This is a genomic window from Nonomuraea sp. NPDC048901 (genome assembly GCF_040649695.1).
Lineage (GTDB): Bacteria > Actinomycetota > Actinomycetes > Streptosporangiales > Streptosporangiaceae > Nonomuraea.
The window spans coordinates 462,289-478,129 of the sequence record NZ_JBEZFW010000004.1 but is presented as its reverse complement, the minus strand read 5'-3'; the positions used below and the strand labels follow the sequence as shown (position 1 = coordinate 478,129).

The window sequence follows — 15,841 nt, the reverse complement described above, 5'->3', positions numbered from 1 at the left end:
TCACCAGGTGACTGGCAGTTCGGCAACGCCTTCCGTGATCCGGCCCTCGTTGCGGCGGAGCTGATCCAGCGGCACGGCCACGCGCAGGTCCGGGAAGCGCTGGTAGAGCCGGCTGAACACGCCTTCGAGCTCGACCCTGGCCAGGCTGGCGCCGATGCAGTAGCGCGGGCCGTACCCGAAGCTCAGGTGCGGGTCCAGGGACTTCCGGCCGACGTCGAAGGTGTCGGGGTCGGAGTAGATCCGCTCGTCCCTGTTGGCGGCGCCGGGCATGATCAGCACGGCCTCGCCCCGGCGGATCGTTACCTCGCCGATCTCGATGTCGCCGTGGGCGTAGCGGGGCAGACCGTGCAGGCTGGGCGAGGCCATGCGCAGGATCTCCTCGACGGCGGCGGGCGCCCGTCCGGGATCGGCCTTGAGCAGCGCGCGCTGGTCGGGGTTGGCCTCCAGGAACAGTACGCCGTAGTCGATGCGGTTCACCGTGGTCTCGTGCCCGGCGAACAGCAGCCCGCCGGCCAGCTGCGCCACACTGCCGTCGTCGTCCAGCACCCCGGCCAGATCAGACAAGACGTCCTCGCCGGGCTCGTGCCGCTTGCGCTCGATGAGCCCGGCCATGTACGCGCCCAGCTCCTCGCGCGCCGCCATGCCCTTGGCCTCGTCCGCGACGTCGCCCATCCGGCTGGAGACGCCGCTGAAGTAGTCCCGGTCCTCGAAGGGGACGCCGAGCAGCTGGCAGATGACCAGCACGGGCAGCGGGAAGGACAGCTCGGCGTGCAGGTCGGCGGGCGGCGTCAGAGTGGCCAGGTGGTCCAGCCGCTCGTCCACCAAGGTGCCCACGTGGTCGCTGAGGGCCTTCATCCGGCGGGCGGAGAAGGAGGGCATGAGCAGCCGGCGCATCCGCTCGTTGTTGGCCTTCTCGGTCGCGCTCTCGCCCAGGGGCCCGCCGAGCAGCGCGGAGCCGGAGACGCGGGCGGCCTTCTCCGGCTCGGGGTGCGAACGCCCGAGCCGGGGGTCGGCGAACAGCTTGCGGGCGTCCTCATAGCCGCTGACCAGCCAGATCTCGTCGCCCACCCGGGTGCGTACCCTGGTGATGCCCTTCTCGGCCCGCAGCTCCCGATAGGCCGCGGGGACCTCCAGGGCGTCCTGTCGTTCGAAAGGTATGACTGGTAAGTCACTCATAGTAGTTTCCTAATGGCTCGCGCCGTCTCGGCCCAGACCTTGGGGAAGTCCGCGTGTGCTCGCTCCGCCGTGCCCCGTTCGAGGCCGATGAGCAGGCCATAGGTGAAGGTGTCCTCACCCGCCTGCCGCGCGGCCTCCGCCTCCTTGGCCAGCGTCTCCTGCGCCACCACACCGTCCTGATGGGTGCCGAGCACCTCCTGTACGGCCGCGGCGTGCTTGGCCAGCTTGACCATGCTCTTGCCGAGCGTGGGCTGGAGGGCCTCGGCGGTGTAGCGGGCGCGTTTGGCCGCCTTGCGGACATCGTGCATGGCGAGCTCGCGGCGTTCGAGGTCCGAGATCGCCTGGGCGGTGTCATAGATCTTGGCCACCCGGTCCCAGTTCTCGGCGGCCACGTCGCTGAGCTTGTCGTGCGCCGGCTCCGCCGCGGCCTTGGTCAGCTTCGGGGCGGCCGTCAACGCGTCGAGGGCGTCGAGCAGCGCGTAGTAGCGCTCGCCACTGAGCGTGTCCTTGATGCGCTCGTACGCCTCCAGCTCGCGGGCGTGCAGGTCGTCGCCGAGCCTGGCCAGGATGCGGCCGGTGACCAGCTCGGGGGCCAGCGCCGCCAGCTCGCGGGCGAACCTGGCCCTGATCACCTCCAGGTCACGCGCCTCGCCGAGGACCGTGGCCAGCCAGCGGAGCTCGTCCTGGACCCGCTTCGTGCCGGTGATGATGCCGCCGAACGCCCTGAGCGCGCTCCGCAGCCGCCGGGAGGCGACGCGCATCTGATGGACGGCGTCATGTTCCGCTCGCCGTACGCGGGGATCTTGTGAGAGGAGGGCCGTCACCTGGCCCGCCAGGTAGTCCATGACGGTCTGGCCGGCCGAGCCGTCCTTCGTGGGGGCATGGGCGACAGGTGGCGGTTCGAGGAGCCTGGCGAGCTTGCTGGCCGACTCCGACGGGGTGGCGCCGGCCTTCCTGAGCCGTTTGCCGACCTTGGCGAGCAGGGCTTGGTCGCCTTCCAGCAGCTCCGCCTCGACCTCACGCCACCGTACGACCCGCGGCCCGCCTGCTGATTCTTCGGCATCGAAGACCGTGCCCTTGACGCGGTCGTCGGCGATCTCGACGAGCCCGGTCGGGCCGTCGTGCAGCAGCGTCACGGTCCGGCGGGTGTCGAGCTCGGCCACCACCTGGAGCTCCGCGCCGCGGGTGTAGGCGCGGACGAGCTCGGCCAGCTCGGCGGGCACTACCTTCGTGCTCCGGGTGAGCGGGTGGGTGATCTCCTGGCGTACGCCCTTGGCCTTGGGCAGCTTCAGATGCCAGCCGGCGTCGTCACCGCCGCGTCTTCGCCGGAGCGTGATGCCCCGGGTGGCCAGCCGCAGGTCGGGCGTGTCGTAGTAGAGCGCCACGAGCTGGTAACTCTTCGGGCCCGCGATCTCTGCCAGCTTGCTCAGGTCGGGTATCGCGTAGTCGGAGGGAACGTCGAACTTGTCCTCGATTTCGATGCCCACAGCACCTCACAGCCTTGGCCGATTTGGACAATCATGCCACCGCTGGACGAACTTCACACGCCTTGGAGGAGCTCGATTCGATTCCCCACCGGGTCCATGAGGTAGATCCGGCGGTAGCCGGGGAACAGGTCGTCGGGTCGTTCCGTGCTGAAGGCGCCGAGGTCGTCCACCAGGAACGCCGGGTGCGCCTTCCTGGCGGGCCGAAAGTCGTCCTCGATGCCGAGATGCACCTCAACCCCGCGGCCACGAAACCAGACCCCGCCGCGTTTGTCCAGTTCAGGCGGTTTTGGCACCCCCTGGAGCCCGAGGACTCCGCCGTAGAACTCCCTCAGCAGCGGCTCGCTCCCCGCGGGCGCGGCGAGCTGGACGTGATGCAGGCCAGTGATCATTTCTGCGCCACCACGAAGACGCGTCGGAACGGGAACGGCGTACCGTACGGCCTGGCCGGATAGACCTCGTCGAGCCGCTGCCCCAGCTCGGCGGTGAACTTCTTCTGCTCGTCGGGGTCCAGCCGGTCGAAGACCGGGCGCAGGGCGGTGCCGGAGATCCAGTTCAGTACCGCGTTGTCGCCGTTGTCGCTCTGGAGGAGGTGGACGTATGTCGTCTCCCAGGCGTCGACCCGGCAGCCGCTCAGGAAGTCGACGTAGTCGATGGGGTCGTCCACCGGGCGGCCCCGGTTGAGGTCGCCGAGCCGATCGGACCACTCGGGCGCGGCGCAGAGCTCACGGATCGCCACGTGGCTGGGGGCGTCGAAGTTGCCGGGCACCTGGAAGGCCAGCCAGCCGCCGGGGTTGAGCGCGTCGACCCAGTGCTCAAGGACGTCGCGGTGCGTGGGCACCCATTGCAGGACGGCGTTGGAGACCAGCACGTCCACCGGCCGGTCGGGCCGCCAGGTGGTGACATCCGAGACCCAGAACCGCTGCTGCTGGTGCTGGCGCGCCTTGGTGATCATGGCTGGGGAGGCGTCGAAGCCCTCCACGGTAGCCTGGGGCCAGCGGCGGGCGAGTTCGAGGGTGAGTTCGCCGGTGCCGCAGCCGGCGTCCACGACATAATCAGGATTGTCGGCGCCGATTCTGGCGGTCAGCTCGAAGAACGGGCGTGATCGCTCGTCGGTGTACCTGGCGTATATGGTGGGATCCCAGATATCTCTCGACATAGAGATAATTGATATCGAGATATGTATCTCGATGTCAAGACAGTACACTCTGACCATGACGCAGGATGCGCTCCCCCCGACCTGGCGATCTCATGGCGAGGCGGTGTCATGAACGAGGAGCCGCAGGACGAGGTCGACCGGCTGGTGGCGGCCTGGCGGACAGAGCGTCCGGACCTCGACGTCGAGCCCCTTCAGGTGCTGTCGCGGGTGTCCCGCCTGGCTAAACATCTCGACCGGGCCAGGCGGGCGGCGTTCGCCGAGCACGCTCTGGAGCCCTGGGAGTTCGACGTGCTGACAGCGCTGCGGCGCGCGGGCAAGCCGTACGAGCTGAGTCCCGGAGCCCTGATCCGGGCCACCCTGGTCACGTCGGGCACGATGACCAACCGCATCGACCGGCTCGCCCAGGCGGGCCTGGTGCGGCGCCGGCCGGATCCGGAGGATCGGCGAGGGGTGCTGGTGTCGCTGACGGAGAGCGGACTGGCGCGGGTGGACGCGGCGTTCGCCGGGCTGTTGCGGCGCGAGCACGACCTCCTCGCCGGCCTGCCCCTGACCGACCAACGCACCCTCTCCGCCCTGCTCCGCACCCTCCTCGCCCCGTTCGACTCCTGACGCCGCATTGCGGTTCAGGCTGCTTCAGTCGCCCAGGCGGTCGGCGAGTTCGAGCCACTCGGCCTCGACCGTGTCCTTCTGGTCGAGGATCTCCCTGAGCTGGGTGTCCAGGGAGCCCAGTTTGGCGTAGTCGCTGGCCGCGTCCGCCATTGCCGCGTGGAGCTTGGCTTCCTGGTCGCCCAGCCGGTCGAGCTGGCGTTCGAGGCGGTTGAGCTCCTTGCGCAGCTCGCGTTCTTCCTTTGCCGACATGCCCTCCTGAGGGGCCGCGGGCTGGATCGGTGCGGGAGCCGACGACTGGGGTGAGGTCGTCCGGGCCGTCAGGGCGGTGCCTTGGGCCCGGCGGGACAGGTATTCGTCCACGCCCCCCGGAAGGAAGGAGAGCTTGCCGTTGCCCAACAGCGCCACACATTTGTCCGTGACGCGTTCGAGGAAGTAGCGGTCGTGGCTCACCAGGATGAGGGTGCCGGGCCAGCCGTCGAGGAGGTCTTCGAGCTCGTTCAGCGTCTCGATGTCGAGATCGTTGGTCGGCTCGTCGAGCAGCAGCACATTGGGGTCGTCCATGAGGAGCCTGAGCAGCTGCAGCCGCCGCCGCTCGCCACCCGACAGGTCGCCGACGACCTTCCACTGCGCCTCGCCCTTGAAGCCCAGGCGTTCGAGCAGCTGGGAGGCGGACCACTCCTTCTTGCCGACCTGGATGTACTTGCGGACCTCCTCGACCGTCTCCAACACCCGGCGGGTGGGGTCGAGCTCGGCCAGCTCCTGCGACAGGTGCGCCAGGCGTACCGTCTTGCCCCTGATCATCCGCCCCGAGTCCTGCTGGACCGAGTCGGCGAGCAGCCGGAGCACGGACGACTTGCCGGAGCCGTTGACGCCGATCAGCCCGACCCGGTCGCCCGGCCCGAACTGCCAGGTGCAGTCGTCGAGCACCAGCGGCCCGCTGCCGGGGCCACCGGCGTGCAGGGTGACGTCTTCGAGGTCGTAGACGGTCTTGCCGAGCCGCACCGCCGCGAACCTCAGCAGCTCCACGCTCTCCCGCGCCGGCGGCTCGTCGGCGATCAGCGCCTGCGCGGCCTCCACCCTGAACTTCGGCTTCGACGTGCGGGCGGGCGGGCCGCGCCGCAGCCAGGCGATCTCCTTGCGCATCAGGTTCTGGCGGCGTTCCTCGGCGGCCTGGGCGATGCGCGCCCGCTCCGCCTTCGCGAGCACGTAAGCGGCGTAACCGCCCTCATATCGCTCGACCCTCCCGTCCACGACCTCCCAGGTCCTGGTGGAGACCGCGTCGAGGAACCACCGGTCGTGCGTCACGACCACCAGCGCGCTCTTGCGACCGGCCAGATGACCGGCCAGCCAGGCGATGGCCTCGATGTCGAGATGGTTCGTGGGCTCGTCGAGCATGATCAGGTCGTGCTCATCGATGAGCAGCTGGGCCAGCGCGGTGCGCCGCCGCTCGCCACCGGACAGATCCCCCGCCTTGGCGTCGAGATCGAGATCGCCGATGAGGTTGCCGAGAATCTCGCGGACGCCCTGATCCCCCGCCCACTCGTGCTCAGCCTTCTCACCCAGCACGATCTCCCGGATGGGCATCGCCGGATCGAGCGCGTCATGCTGCGACAGCACGCCCACCCGCAGCCCCCGGGTATGGGTGACCCGGCCGCTGTCCGGGCGTACGTCCGCCGCGATCACCGACAGCAGCGTGGTCTTGCCGCCGCCGTTACGTCCGACGACACCTATGCGCTCGCCGACCTCGACCCCGAGGGAGACGTCGTTGAGCAGCGGTTTGGGCCCGTAGGCATGGGAAACAGACTCGAGATTTACCAGATTCATGGCCCTACCAGGGTATCGGCCTCAAAGGCGCTGTGGTGACGGCACCAGGCCGACCTCACACCCGTCACCCGCCCGACCTCACACCCACCACCCGGTCGACCTCACACCCACCACCCGCCGGGCGCAGCACCCGAAAACAGCCCTAATGCACTGATATCACCATGCCCGCACACCCCAGACCGGCCCGGTGCTCCCGACCTATGGGGCGAGCAAGTCAACGTGAAAGCCGACGAAGAACAGCGATCACGGACACACTCCCCCCATGTCCGCAGATATTCGGAACACTCGTCTAGCACCCACCCCGCGCGGACCTCCGCGGCGGGCTTCGAGGCGCTCGACGTAGCGCGGATCAGCGGGTCGAGAGCGCCTTCGGGCCCGGACCTCGAAGACAGGCCCAGGCCCGGTGGCTCAGCATTCGTCAGCCTTGTCGCATTGGTGCCTGTCCCACTCGCCGCTGTAGTAACCGTTACTGGTGGCCTTGCTCGTGCCGCCCATTCTGACCAGATTGCCCGGCTGCCACTGGCAGTTCGAGGTGGAGCAGAAGTAGCCGTAGGCCCGGAAGTAGGTCCCAAGCCCGCCGGTGCACTTGACGCTCACGGAGTGGTCGGTGCTCGCGGTCTTGGAGCAGCTGAGCGCCGCGGCTGCGGGGGAGGCGTTGACGCCGACGAGGGCGGCGGCCCCGAGAACGATGCCGATACCGGTGGAAATGATCTTTTTCGTCACGGGCGTTCATGATTGCGCGTCGGGATGATCTTGACAAGTTGGAGCGCGATTCTTTGACAGGCGCCTTCGGCTGCGCCACTTGCGGTAGTTGGCACGGTGCGACGGGACCAGGAGCAGGACGATGACGGCCGACGAGGCCGGCATGGTGAAGACGAGCGGTCGTTGGACACGCCCATCTCCGCAAGGGATATTGCCTGGCACCTGCGGGCGGCGACGTCACGTGCTCCGCCGCGTCACGACTTTCGGGAACCACGTGTCTTGGGAACTGGGTGACGCCCTTCGGGAGACAGCACGGTGAACCACCTACTCACGGAGGAGAGGCGTTGAGTGCTGAGACTGTCGAGATCGACGACGGAGAACTGATCCGTCGTTCGGCGCACGACCCAGAGCAGTTCGCCGCGCTTTTCGACCGCTACGCCAAGCAGATCCACCTGTACGCGGCGCGGCGGCTCGGCACGCAGGCCGCCGACGACATCGTGGCCGAGACGTTCCTGGCCGCCTTCCGCAGGCGCGGGACGTACGACACGTCGTTCACGCTGGCCAGGCCCTGGCTGTACGGCATCGCCACCACGTTGATCGCCAAGCATCGGCGGCAGGAGGAGCGACTGCTGCGGGCGCTGAGTCGTACCGGGGTGGACCCTCTGCCTGAGGAGTTGGCCGACACCGTGACGCGCCGGGTGACGGCGCAGGGCAGGGATCGTGAGCTGGCGGGGGCGCTGGCGTCCCTGCCACGTGGGCATCGGGACGTGCTGCTGCTGGTGGCATGGGAGGACATGTCGTACGAGGAGGTGGCGCGGGCGCTGGACATCTCGGTGGGGACCGTACGGTCACGGCTGCACCGGGCGCGGAAGAAGGCCAGGAACGTGCTCGGGGGCGAGGAGCTGTGATGAACGCGATCAAGGAGTTTCGCCGGAACACCCCGGCGATGACCGCCGAAGCCGCGGATGCGGCCAGGGCACGGCTGATGACGGCGATCCACGAGCCGGGAGCCGCACGACCAGTGTCGGCGATCCACGAGCCGGGGGCCGTACGGAAGCCGACCGCGACCCGCGCGAGAAGGCTCGGCTGGCGGCTCGCTGTGGCCGCGGCGCTGGCCCTGGTCGTCGGCGGGACCGTCGTGGCGCTCAGGGACCAGCCGGCCATGGCGCCCGTGGCCGGTGTGGCCGAGCTGGGCGAGCGCGCCGCCCGTGCGGCCGAGAACGACCCCACGCCCGCCCCGGACCCCGGCCAGTGGCTCTACACCAAGGAACTGCAGCTGGCCGGCGTCGAAGGGGACGTCGACCGAGACCAGCGCGACACCTGGGAACGGTGGACCAGCGTGGACGGCAAGCGGTCGGCCTGGTACCAGGGCGGCAAGTTGATGTTCCAGGGCAGCGCGGTCATGAACCCGGCCGAGCTGGCCAAACCCCCTGTCACCCCGGCCGGAGTGATTACCAAGATCAAGGCGGCCATCCTCGACGAGGACCGCCGGGGGCCGCAGGAGCTGAACGGCCATGTCCCGCCCGAGATGCTTTTCATGGAGATCAATCAGCTCATGACCGAGCAGTGGCTCGCCCCCGATGTACGGGCCGCGCTCTTCCGCGCGCTGCCCACGATCAAGGGCATGACGGTGACCCAGGATGTGCCCGTCGCCGACGGACGGCGAGGCGTGGCGTTCAGCCTCACCGACGCCGAGGCGCGCAGCTACCTGATCCTGGACCCGGAGACTTTCCGCTACCTGGGCACCAACTCGACGCGGCTGAAGGACCGGACCTACAAGTGGGCCGGCGGCAGCAAGGAGACCTTCAAGGCGGGCACGGTGGGCCTGACCGCCCAGCTCGAAGCCAAGATCGTGAACCAGCCCGGCCAACGCTCCTGATCACCTCGGAAGCAGGCTGACGGCAGCGAGACCCAGGGCGGCGGTCCATCCGACCGCCCTGGGTCGCGGCACAGGCATCCGCCTCTCACCCCTGGCTCCCGACCTGAGAAAGTCATTACCAACAGCCCCGGACCAGCCCCGGACCAGCCCGGACCAGCTCGGACCAGCCCCGGGCCAGCAGCCGGCTAGGGGCGGGCCTGCATCCGCCGCACCTAGGGGCTGGAGGAGGAGGTTCTGGGTGACCTGGCCGTCGAGATCGAGCTGTCCAACGAACCGCCCGGCCGAACGATGACGTCAGACCACCACGGCGCCTGGGACAGGGCCGTGAGCGGGGATCGCGGTGCGGGTGATGCCGGACGTGGTGAGGGCGGCGGCCAGGCGGTCGGCGTGGGCGGCGTCGGTCGCGAGGAAGGCGCAGGTCGGACCGGAGCCGGAGACGATCGCGCCGAGCGCGCCGTACTGGCGACCGGCTTCGAGGGTGTCGGCCAGCTGAGGGCGGAGCGTCAGGGCAGCGGGCTGGAGGTCGTTGGTGAGGTACGCGCCCAGCTTGCGGGCGTCCCCGGCGCCGAGCGCCTCCAGCAGAGGGTCGCTCAGCTGCGGCCAGGGGGTCTCCGCACCGGTCGCGGCACGAAGCCGGTCGCACTCGGCATAGACGGCGGCCGTCGACAGTCCGCCCTCCGCCACCGCGAACACCCAGTGAAACCGGCCGCCGGTCGGCAACTCGCTGAGCTGCTCACCCCGCCCGATCCCCACCGCCGTGCCTCCGAGCAGCGAGAAGGGTACGTCACTTCCCAGGTCGCCGGCGATCTCCATGAGGTCGTCGAACGGCAGGCCAAGCCCCCACAACTCGTTGCACGCCACCAGAGCCCCCGCCGCGTCCGCGCTTCCCCCGGCCATGCCACCGGCCACGGGGATCGCCTTGTGGATCACCAACGCCGCGCCATAGGTGCGGCCCGCGTGCTTGGCCAGGGCTCTCGCGGCCTGAATCGCCAGGTTCTCGTTATCGATCGGGACCCGGTCCGCCCAGTTGCCCCCCACCGTGACAGTGATCGACTCGGACTCGTTGGCGACCACTTCGTCGAAGATCGATACGGCGTGGAAGACGTTGACCAGGTCGTGATAGCCGTCTTCCCGAAGCGGTCCGACGGATAGCTGCACGTTGACCTTCGCGGGCACCCGTACGGTAACCGAGCTCATCGATCTTCTGTCACTTTCGTCGTTTGCCGAGGTTGAGGACTCTTCTCGAGCTTGTCGAGGACACTCGAGCCTATAGGGGCTCGCTTCCCGCTCACATGATTCTCGGCAGAAGTGGTGACGCCTGTACGGGACCGATGCAACACCCGTACCCGAGGGGGCGATTCTCCGGCGCTGCGGTCGGCGATCCTGGTAGACCATCGCCATGGCGCGTGGAGACGTCGCCGATGAGGGATGGACTTTGATCGACGAGGTACGCGGCGATGGACCTCACCACGATGCTGCCTGCTGTCGGGCCGGTCAGGTCATCGACGGGCACGGCGAGCGTCTGGGCCACGCGGTCGGCGTAGCTGGACGCCAGGCAGGCGGCGTAACCGGACGCCAGGCAGGCGGCGTAGCTGGCGCATGCGGCGGCGCTCTGCTCGGATCGACGCGACATAGGCAGCTCTCCTCTGGCCTGGAACAGGACGACGATGCCGCCGCCGAGACCGGCTGGTAACGGGTGCGGCTCCAGCAGACGCGCGGCGGCCGAAATGTTCACTCGCGGGGCGGACGCCCGCGACCGCGGTGCCAGTCGCCGGCGTTGCCATTGCGCTGAGGGCTCCTCCGGCCCGCTTGGCGGAATGTCGCGCGAGTGCCGCAGACGAGAGGAGCTACGCGATCATGCGGGCTGCAGCCACCATGCAAGCGACATCTGATCAACTATCGACATCGGAACGGACAAGGCCGGCTGCCAGGCTCCGCCTCTCAGCGTGAGGAAGAACGATGCCATCGATCGTCTTCGGGACACTCGCCGTGATCGCAGTGATCGTGGCCGTGGTGTTGTTCCTCGTGTTGCGGCGAAAGCCGCACACCCGGGTCGGGGCGTACGTCAGCGCGATGTTCCTCCTCCTGGGCGCGGGGCTGCTCGCCATGGGCTCCATCTCGTTCGCGAGCATGGAATCCGCCGCGCTGCGAACCTTCACGCCGGAGGAGCGCGCGGTCGCGGTGCCGTGCAACGCGGCGGTCCTGAGGATTGAGGAGACGTCCAACAAGTTCAACGGACGTTACATCTGGCTGCTGCGGCTTCGCGTAACCCCTCAGGGCGGCAGCCCGTACGAGATCGAGCGCACAGCCCGGCTCAGCTCGTCCATGGGGGAACACCTGGAGCGGGGGAACGTCGTGCTGTCGTGCCTGGTGGACCCCACCGACCACACCCGGATCGAGATCTCGGCCCTGGCCTGAGGTGTCCATGCGGGCTTACAGCCGCAGCCGACTCAGTACCCAGCATCTGGCGCGATGTCCTGCCACTCTGACGAGAGCATGTCGAGAAGCGCGTGGCAAGATCGGGATAACGTGGCGCCCTCTGGAGGAGGTCGACAATGTTGGATGCGCCCAGACATCACCTTCAACCATCGCGCTGGCAGAACGTTCTTTGAGAAGGAGGACGCGTGACAGTGGCACAAGTACTGGTGGTCGGCCTCGATCCCGCCAAGATCCAGGGCTGGGATCCGGAGCCAGTTCAGGCGGCGATGGCACGCGGTCAGGCCCGTTTCGACGATCATGGTATCGAGGCCGACTGGTGCCTGTTGGCACTTGACGAGAACCCCGAAGGAGCGATCGTGGAGGCCCTGACCCGCAAAGACTACGTCTGCGTGGTGATCGGGGGCGGCATCCGCAAGCACGAGCCGTTGCTCGAACTCTTCGAGAAGGCGGTCAACCTGGTCCGGCAGCACGCGCCCAACGCGGCCATCGCCTTCAACAGCAGCCCCGAGGACTGCGCCGACGCAGCTCTGAGGTGGCTGCGCTAGCGGCAAGCCAACCTCGCCGACGGCCGTGCTCCGCGTCCTGCCCGACTCGGGCGCCCGCCGCCACACCGTCGACGTGGCCCAATGATCAGCGGGGACGGCTGAGGGCAGCCTCGGCCAGATCCGTCCATTTCTCGACCGAGGAGTGGGGCACGACCACCCAGTCCTTCATCACCCTGCCCTGCTCCGAGGGGTCGAACAGGAACGCCCCGGCCAGCTGGAGCGCGGCTGCGTGTTCGGGGGTGTCCCTGACCAGCCGGAACACCATCGCGCCGTCGCGCTGCAGGCTCGCGAACACCTTCCCCGCCTGATCTTTGAGCGCGGGACTCCCCATCATCCTGGAGATCCGTACACCTAGGTCGGCAAGCTCGGCGCCGACCTGCTTGAAATCCTCTTCCGCGCTCATCGTCAGTCGGTCCCGAACTCCATGGCGTCGTGGTCGAGCAGCTCATCGTGGTCGAGCAGCTCATCGTGGTCGGGGCTCTTCCCGCCCGAGGTGATCGCCTCGGCCCCGCCTTCCAGCAACTCGGCGATCAGGCTAGTCGTCCCGGCGGCACCGATCAAGGCCGGATGCGGGGTGCCGACCGTGCCGAATCCCGCCACCGGTCCTCAACTATGCGATAGATCACCATCAGCGCCGACTAAGAAGATGTGAAGATCAGAAGGTCGGGCGACCCAGGACATCGCAGCCCTGAGCTCCCACGGAACCGTGCGTAACAATCGCAGCCTTGAGCTCCCACGGAACCGTGCGTAACAGTCGCCCGTTACCGGGGTGAGCGCGTCGCGGGCGATCGCGGTCCCAGGTGTGTTCAGCGACCGAAAACCAGCCCCTCATGCGGCCTGGTAGATGACGTGTCACTACATCGTTGATTCGCTGCTCGGCGGGACACCACCCGGAAGGCACAGACCGCGTGAAGTATGGCGCCAAGTGACTCGACCTTGACGACGTTAGATTGGGGGAAATAAGGCCTTTTGGAGAGAAAGAGGGCGTTTTGTCGGAAGTGACGGTTGTTGAGGTGCCGCAGTGGCGGGGGTCGGGGTCTGCTACGGCGGAGCGGCTTCGGGAGGGGGCCCAGTTGGTGGCCGGGATGGTGCCTGCGAGGCGGCGACTGCGTGTGCAAGTCGATGATGATCTGGTTATCACGGCTTCTCGAGTGCGGGCGGTGATGTCGCAAGTGGGCGAGGGGCTCATGGTCACTGCTGGAGGTGATTGCGGGGTCGAGTTGGAGCCGGTGGCGGCGGCTCGGCGAACGTACGGGGATCGGCTGGTGGTCGTCTGGTTCGATGCTCATGGGGATCTCAATACGCCGTCCTCCTCACCCTCTGGGGCGTTTCACGGGATGGTGCTGCGGGCCCTCACCGGTGAAGGACCGGAGGGGCTGGTGCCAGAGGAACCGGTCCGTCCGTGGCAGATCGTGCTCGCCGGGGTGCGGGATCTCGATCCGGCCGAGGGTGCGTTCGTTGAGGCGAGTGGGGTGTGCCACCTGGGCATGCCGGACTCCGCGACGCTGGTCGATGCGATCGCTTCAGCTGGTTTCGATCGGGAGCGGGGCGGCTTTCCGAAGGAGCGTGGATTCGAGGAGAAGGTCGTCTATCTACATATCGATCTTGATGTACTGGATCCGGAGGTGTTCGCCAGCGTGGGGACGCCGGCGCCGGGCGGGATGCGACCTGATGGGTTGCTTGGACTGGTCAGCGCGGTGGCGGAGCGGTTCGAAGTGGCAGGGCTGGGGATCGTGGAGTATGAGCCGGGCAGGCCCGAGGATCAGGAGTTGCTCGCGCCTCTGGTCGAGAAGTTGGTCAAAGTCTGCGCTCGTGCTTGAGGAGCCGGGCCGCACCCGGCGAATCCGGGGGATGGGTGCGGCCCGAAAACAAGAACTGGTCCTCGTGCGGTGGTGAGGGCCAGGGGTGGCTCGGGGGTGCTCTCGGCTGTCGGGGTCAGCCTGGGCGTACGGCGCCTCGGTATAGGGGGCGATAGTAGGTGGAGGTCAGGAACGGGGTTCTTCTGACCACGTCGCCGGTTTTGGGGGCGTGGATCATTACGCCGCCCCCGAGGTTTAGGCCGACGTGTGTGGGGTCGCCGGTGCCGCCACCGAAGAAGACCAGGTCGCCCTTGCGTAGCTCGCCGAGTGTGACTCTGCGGCCCTGGCGGAACTGGGTGCCTGTGTAGTGACCGAGCCTTGTGCCGGCTTTGGACCAGGCGTAGAGGGTCAGGCCGCTGCAGTCAAAGCCCTTGGTGTGGGCTCCCCTGCCTATGCCTGTGGTGGGGCCTGACGGGGTGCCGCCGCCCCACGAGAACGGGGTGCCCAACTGGTCGATGGCGGCTGCCGCCGCGATGTCGCCCTTGGTCCGGGGCTTAGTCCTAGGCTTGATTCCAGGCTTGGTGGGTCTTGGCTTGGGCGGTGTGTCTCGGGGGTCTCCGGGGTCTCCGGGGTCTCCGGGGTCTCCGGGGTCTCCGGGGTCTCCGGGGATTGTGGCCGGAGGGTTGAGGGCGGGGCAGGCTTTTGGGGGTAGGGGGATGAGGACATAGATGGGCTGCTGGTCCGCGCCACCGGGATTGTCTGCGCCATCAAAATGGTCCACGCCCTCAGGAGGCAGGGCCAAAAGTGTCTCTGGCGCGACGTCCTGGGAGAGCCTCGTATCGTGTCCGCTGTTCGCGGGGCTCGTATTGCGTCCGCCGTTAGCGAGGCTCGTATCGCGTCCGGCATTCACGGGGCTCGTATCGCGTGCGCCGTTCACGGGTTTGGTGGGTAGGGCGATCAGGTGGAAGCACTGATTGGTTGGTGGCTTGAGTGAGGTCGCGCTGGTGCTCGCGGCGACAGCCGTGTTGGGGAATGCGAGGAGCGCCGCGAGCGTGCCTCCTCCGACCGCGAGCCCGGTAAGAACAGGGCGGAGAGTCAGGGCGGGGCGAGGGTCCAGGGCAGAGCGGGTGTTCAGAGCGGGGCTGGTGCTCGCGGCGGGGCTAGTGGCCGAGCTGGAGCGGATGTTCAGGCCGGAGTGGGTGGCTGGGCTGGAGCGGATTCCCAGGTCGGGGTGAGGGGTCGGGGCGGGGCGGGTGGCCGGGCTGAAGCGAGTACCCAGGTCAGAGTGGAAGGTCAAGCCGAAGCGGCGGGGCAGGGCGGAGCGGGGGGCCAGGCCGAAGCGGCGGGTCGGGGCGGAGTGGGGGGTCATGTGGGCCTCCTGCGACGTGCGGAACGGAGGCCCCAGGATCTTGCGATCGGGCTTGGGGGCGGGGAGCCGAGCGGGGTTCTGTGGATAACCGGAGTTGTGGAGGCGACCCTCTGTGGATAACCGGGGTGGCCGGGGATGGCTTTTGTGGCTTCCAGGCCCCGAAGTCCGATCGCCTAATGCTCTGACCGCATAGGTTCGCCGGGTCGATGGTCGCTTCGTTCACCCTGAGAGCGGATCTGTGTTTCTGGGTGGCGGTGTCACGCAGAAGAAAAGTGATTGCCTCGGGCACAGAGCTCATGTTGGCTGGGCTGCATGGCTGAACTGCGCACCGATCGCCTCATCTTGCGCCGATGGCGTGACTCCGACCTTGAACCATGGGCGGCGATGAATGCCGATCCCGAGGTCCGGGAGCACTTGGGTGACCTGCTTACCCGCGAACAAAGCGATGCCTCCGTGTCGCGATTTCAGGCCGAGTTCGACCAGCGAGGCTACGGGTGGTGGGCGGTTGAGGAGGAGGCCACGGGCGAGTTCATCGGCTTCGCAGGCTTGGATGAAGTGGACGACCACATGCCGTTCACAGGAGTGGAGATCGGCTGGCGGCTCGCCCGCTCGGCCTGGGGCCAGGGCTACGCTACCGAAGCTGCGCTGACAGTCCTGGCCCACGGCTTCGACGCTCTTGAGCTTCCTGAGATCCTCGCTGTCACAACGGCCACCAACCTTCGTTCCCAGGCGGTGATGCGCCGGATCGGCATGACCCGGAACCCGGCCGACGACTTCGACGACCCCACCGAGCCCGAAGGGCCACTGCGTCCGAACGTGCTGTACCGCATCGCCCGTAGTGCGAGGATCTGACGTT

18 protein-coding genes are annotated in these 15,841 nt (G+C 68.0%); 7 read left to right on the top strand and 11 right to left on the bottom strand.

Going from position 1 to position 15,841, the window contains the following annotated elements:
• From AB0C30_RS16060 to AB0C30_RS16045, 4 genes are read right to left on the bottom strand one after another with little or no spacing between them, the layout of a single operon-like run.
• Positions 1 to 1,176 (bottom strand): cytochrome P450, encoded by a 1,176-nt coding sequence (locus AB0C30_RS16060; protein WP_357943910.1) that lies wholly within the window; start codon positions 1,174 to 1,176, stop codon positions 1 to 3.
• On the bottom strand, positions 1,173 to 2,663 hold the full coding sequence (locus AB0C30_RS16055; protein ID WP_357943908.1) for a CYTH and CHAD domain-containing protein: 1,491 nt from the start codon (positions 2,661 to 2,663) through the stop codon (positions 1,173 to 1,175). The genes AB0C30_RS16060 and AB0C30_RS16055 overlap by 4 nt, the downstream gene beginning before the upstream one ends.
• A gap of 53 nt (positions 2,664 to 2,716) precedes the next feature.
• A complete protein-coding gene (locus AB0C30_RS16050; RefSeq protein WP_357943906.1) occupies positions 2,717 to 3,052 on the bottom strand; it encodes a glyoxalase in 336 nt (111 codons plus the stop codon).
• Entirely contained in the window at positions 3,049 to 3,819 is a 771-nt protein-coding gene (locus AB0C30_RS16045) for a trans-aconitate 2-methyltransferase (protein ID WP_357943904.1), read from the bottom strand. Before AB0C30_RS16045 ends, AB0C30_RS16050 begins: the two co-directional genes overlap by 4 nt.
• Positions 3,820 to 3,927: 108 nt before the next feature.
• Here AB0C30_RS16045 and AB0C30_RS16040 point away from each other — a divergent pair, with 108 nt between their 5' ends.
• The gene (locus AB0C30_RS16040; protein WP_357653720.1) at positions 3,928 to 4,428 is read left to right on the top strand and encodes a MarR family transcriptional regulator; all 501 of its coding nucleotides are present in this window, start codon (positions 3,928 to 3,930) and stop codon (positions 4,426 to 4,428) included.
• Positions 4,429 to 4,452: 24 nt separating this feature from the next.
• Here the strand turns inward: AB0C30_RS16040 and AB0C30_RS16035 are convergent, their stop codons facing one another.
• Both AB0C30_RS16035 and AB0C30_RS16030 read right to left on the bottom strand, forming a co-directional pair.
• Entirely contained in the window at positions 4,453 to 6,252 is a 1,800-nt protein-coding gene (locus AB0C30_RS16035) for an ABC-F family ATP-binding cassette domain-containing protein (RefSeq protein WP_357943902.1), read from the bottom strand.
• A gap of 408 nt (positions 6,253 to 6,660) precedes the next feature.
• A complete protein-coding gene (locus AB0C30_RS16030) occupies positions 6,661 to 6,975 on the bottom strand; it encodes a hypothetical protein (RefSeq protein ID WP_357943900.1) in 315 nt (104 codons plus the stop codon).
• A gap of 323 nt (positions 6,976 to 7,298) precedes the next feature.
• On the opposite strand from AB0C30_RS16030, the gene AB0C30_RS16025 reads away from it, so the two are divergent.
• Positions 7,299 to 7,862, top strand: coding sequence for an RNA polymerase sigma factor (locus AB0C30_RS16025; protein ID WP_357943898.1), 564 nt, complete (start codon positions 7,299 to 7,301; stop codon positions 7,860 to 7,862).
• A complete protein-coding gene (locus AB0C30_RS16020) occupies positions 7,862 to 8,833 on the top strand; it encodes a CU044_5270 family protein (RefSeq protein WP_357943896.1) in 972 nt (323 codons plus the stop codon). Before AB0C30_RS16025 ends, AB0C30_RS16020 begins: the two co-directional genes overlap by 1 nt.
• A 294-nt stretch (positions 8,834 to 9,127) precedes the next feature.
• On the opposite strand, the gene AB0C30_RS16015 is transcribed toward AB0C30_RS16020, so the two are convergent.
• Both AB0C30_RS16015 and AB0C30_RS16010 read right to left on the bottom strand, forming a co-directional pair.
• Positions 9,128 to 10,030 (bottom strand): 4-(cytidine 5'-diphospho)-2-C-methyl-D-erythritol kinase, encoded by a 903-nt coding sequence (locus tag AB0C30_RS16015; RefSeq protein ID WP_357943894.1) that lies wholly within the window; start codon positions 10,028 to 10,030, stop codon positions 9,128 to 9,130.
• Between the two features lie 91 nt (positions 10,031 to 10,121).
• Positions 10,122 to 10,466 carry a hypothetical protein gene (locus tag AB0C30_RS16010; RefSeq protein ID WP_357943892.1) on the bottom strand — a complete coding sequence of 115 codons (345 nt, stop codon included), beginning with the start codon at positions 10,464 to 10,466 and terminating at the stop codon, positions 10,122 to 10,124.
• Positions 10,467 to 10,792: 326 nt separating this feature from the next.
• Here AB0C30_RS16010 and AB0C30_RS16005 point away from each other — a divergent pair, with 326 nt between their 5' ends.
• On the top strand, positions 10,793 to 11,251 hold the full coding sequence (locus AB0C30_RS16005; protein ID WP_357943890.1) for a hypothetical protein: 459 nt from the start codon (positions 10,793 to 10,795) through the stop codon (positions 11,249 to 11,251).
• A 206-nt stretch (positions 11,252 to 11,457) separates the two neighbouring features.
• Complete coding sequence (locus AB0C30_RS16000) at positions 11,458 to 11,817, top strand: hypothetical protein (protein ID WP_357943888.1); 360 nt, start codon at positions 11,458 to 11,460, stop codon at positions 11,815 to 11,817.
• 85 nt (positions 11,818 to 11,902) lie between these two features.
• On the opposite strand, the gene AB0C30_RS15995 is transcribed toward AB0C30_RS16000, so the two are convergent.
• Complete coding sequence (locus AB0C30_RS15995; protein WP_357943887.1) at positions 11,903 to 12,220, bottom strand: hypothetical protein; 318 nt, start codon at positions 12,218 to 12,220, stop codon at positions 11,903 to 11,905.
• Between the two features lie 2 nt (positions 12,221 to 12,222).
• The gene (locus AB0C30_RS15990; protein ID WP_357943885.1) at positions 12,223 to 12,417 is read right to left on the bottom strand and encodes a hypothetical protein; all 195 of its coding nucleotides are present in this window, start codon (positions 12,415 to 12,417) and stop codon (positions 12,223 to 12,225) included.
• A 485-nt stretch (positions 12,418 to 12,902) separates the two neighbouring features.
• Between AB0C30_RS15990 and AB0C30_RS15985 the strand changes: the two genes are divergently transcribed.
• Entirely contained in the window at positions 12,903 to 13,637 is a 735-nt protein-coding gene (locus AB0C30_RS15985) for an arginase family protein (protein WP_357944591.1), read from the top strand.
• A gap of 115 nt (positions 13,638 to 13,752) precedes the next feature.
• On the opposite strand, the gene AB0C30_RS15980 is transcribed toward AB0C30_RS15985, so the two are convergent.
• The gene (locus AB0C30_RS15980; RefSeq protein ID WP_357943883.1) at positions 13,753 to 14,124 is read right to left on the bottom strand and encodes an NlpC/P60 family protein; all 372 of its coding nucleotides are present in this window, start codon (positions 14,122 to 14,124) and stop codon (positions 13,753 to 13,755) included.
• Between the two features lie 1,173 nt (positions 14,125 to 15,297).
• Between AB0C30_RS15980 and AB0C30_RS15975 the strand changes: the two genes are divergently transcribed.
• Complete coding sequence (locus AB0C30_RS15975; protein ID WP_357943881.1) at positions 15,298 to 15,837, top strand: GNAT family N-acetyltransferase; 540 nt, start codon at positions 15,298 to 15,300, stop codon at positions 15,835 to 15,837.
• Positions 15,838 to 15,841: the final 4 nt, after the last annotated feature.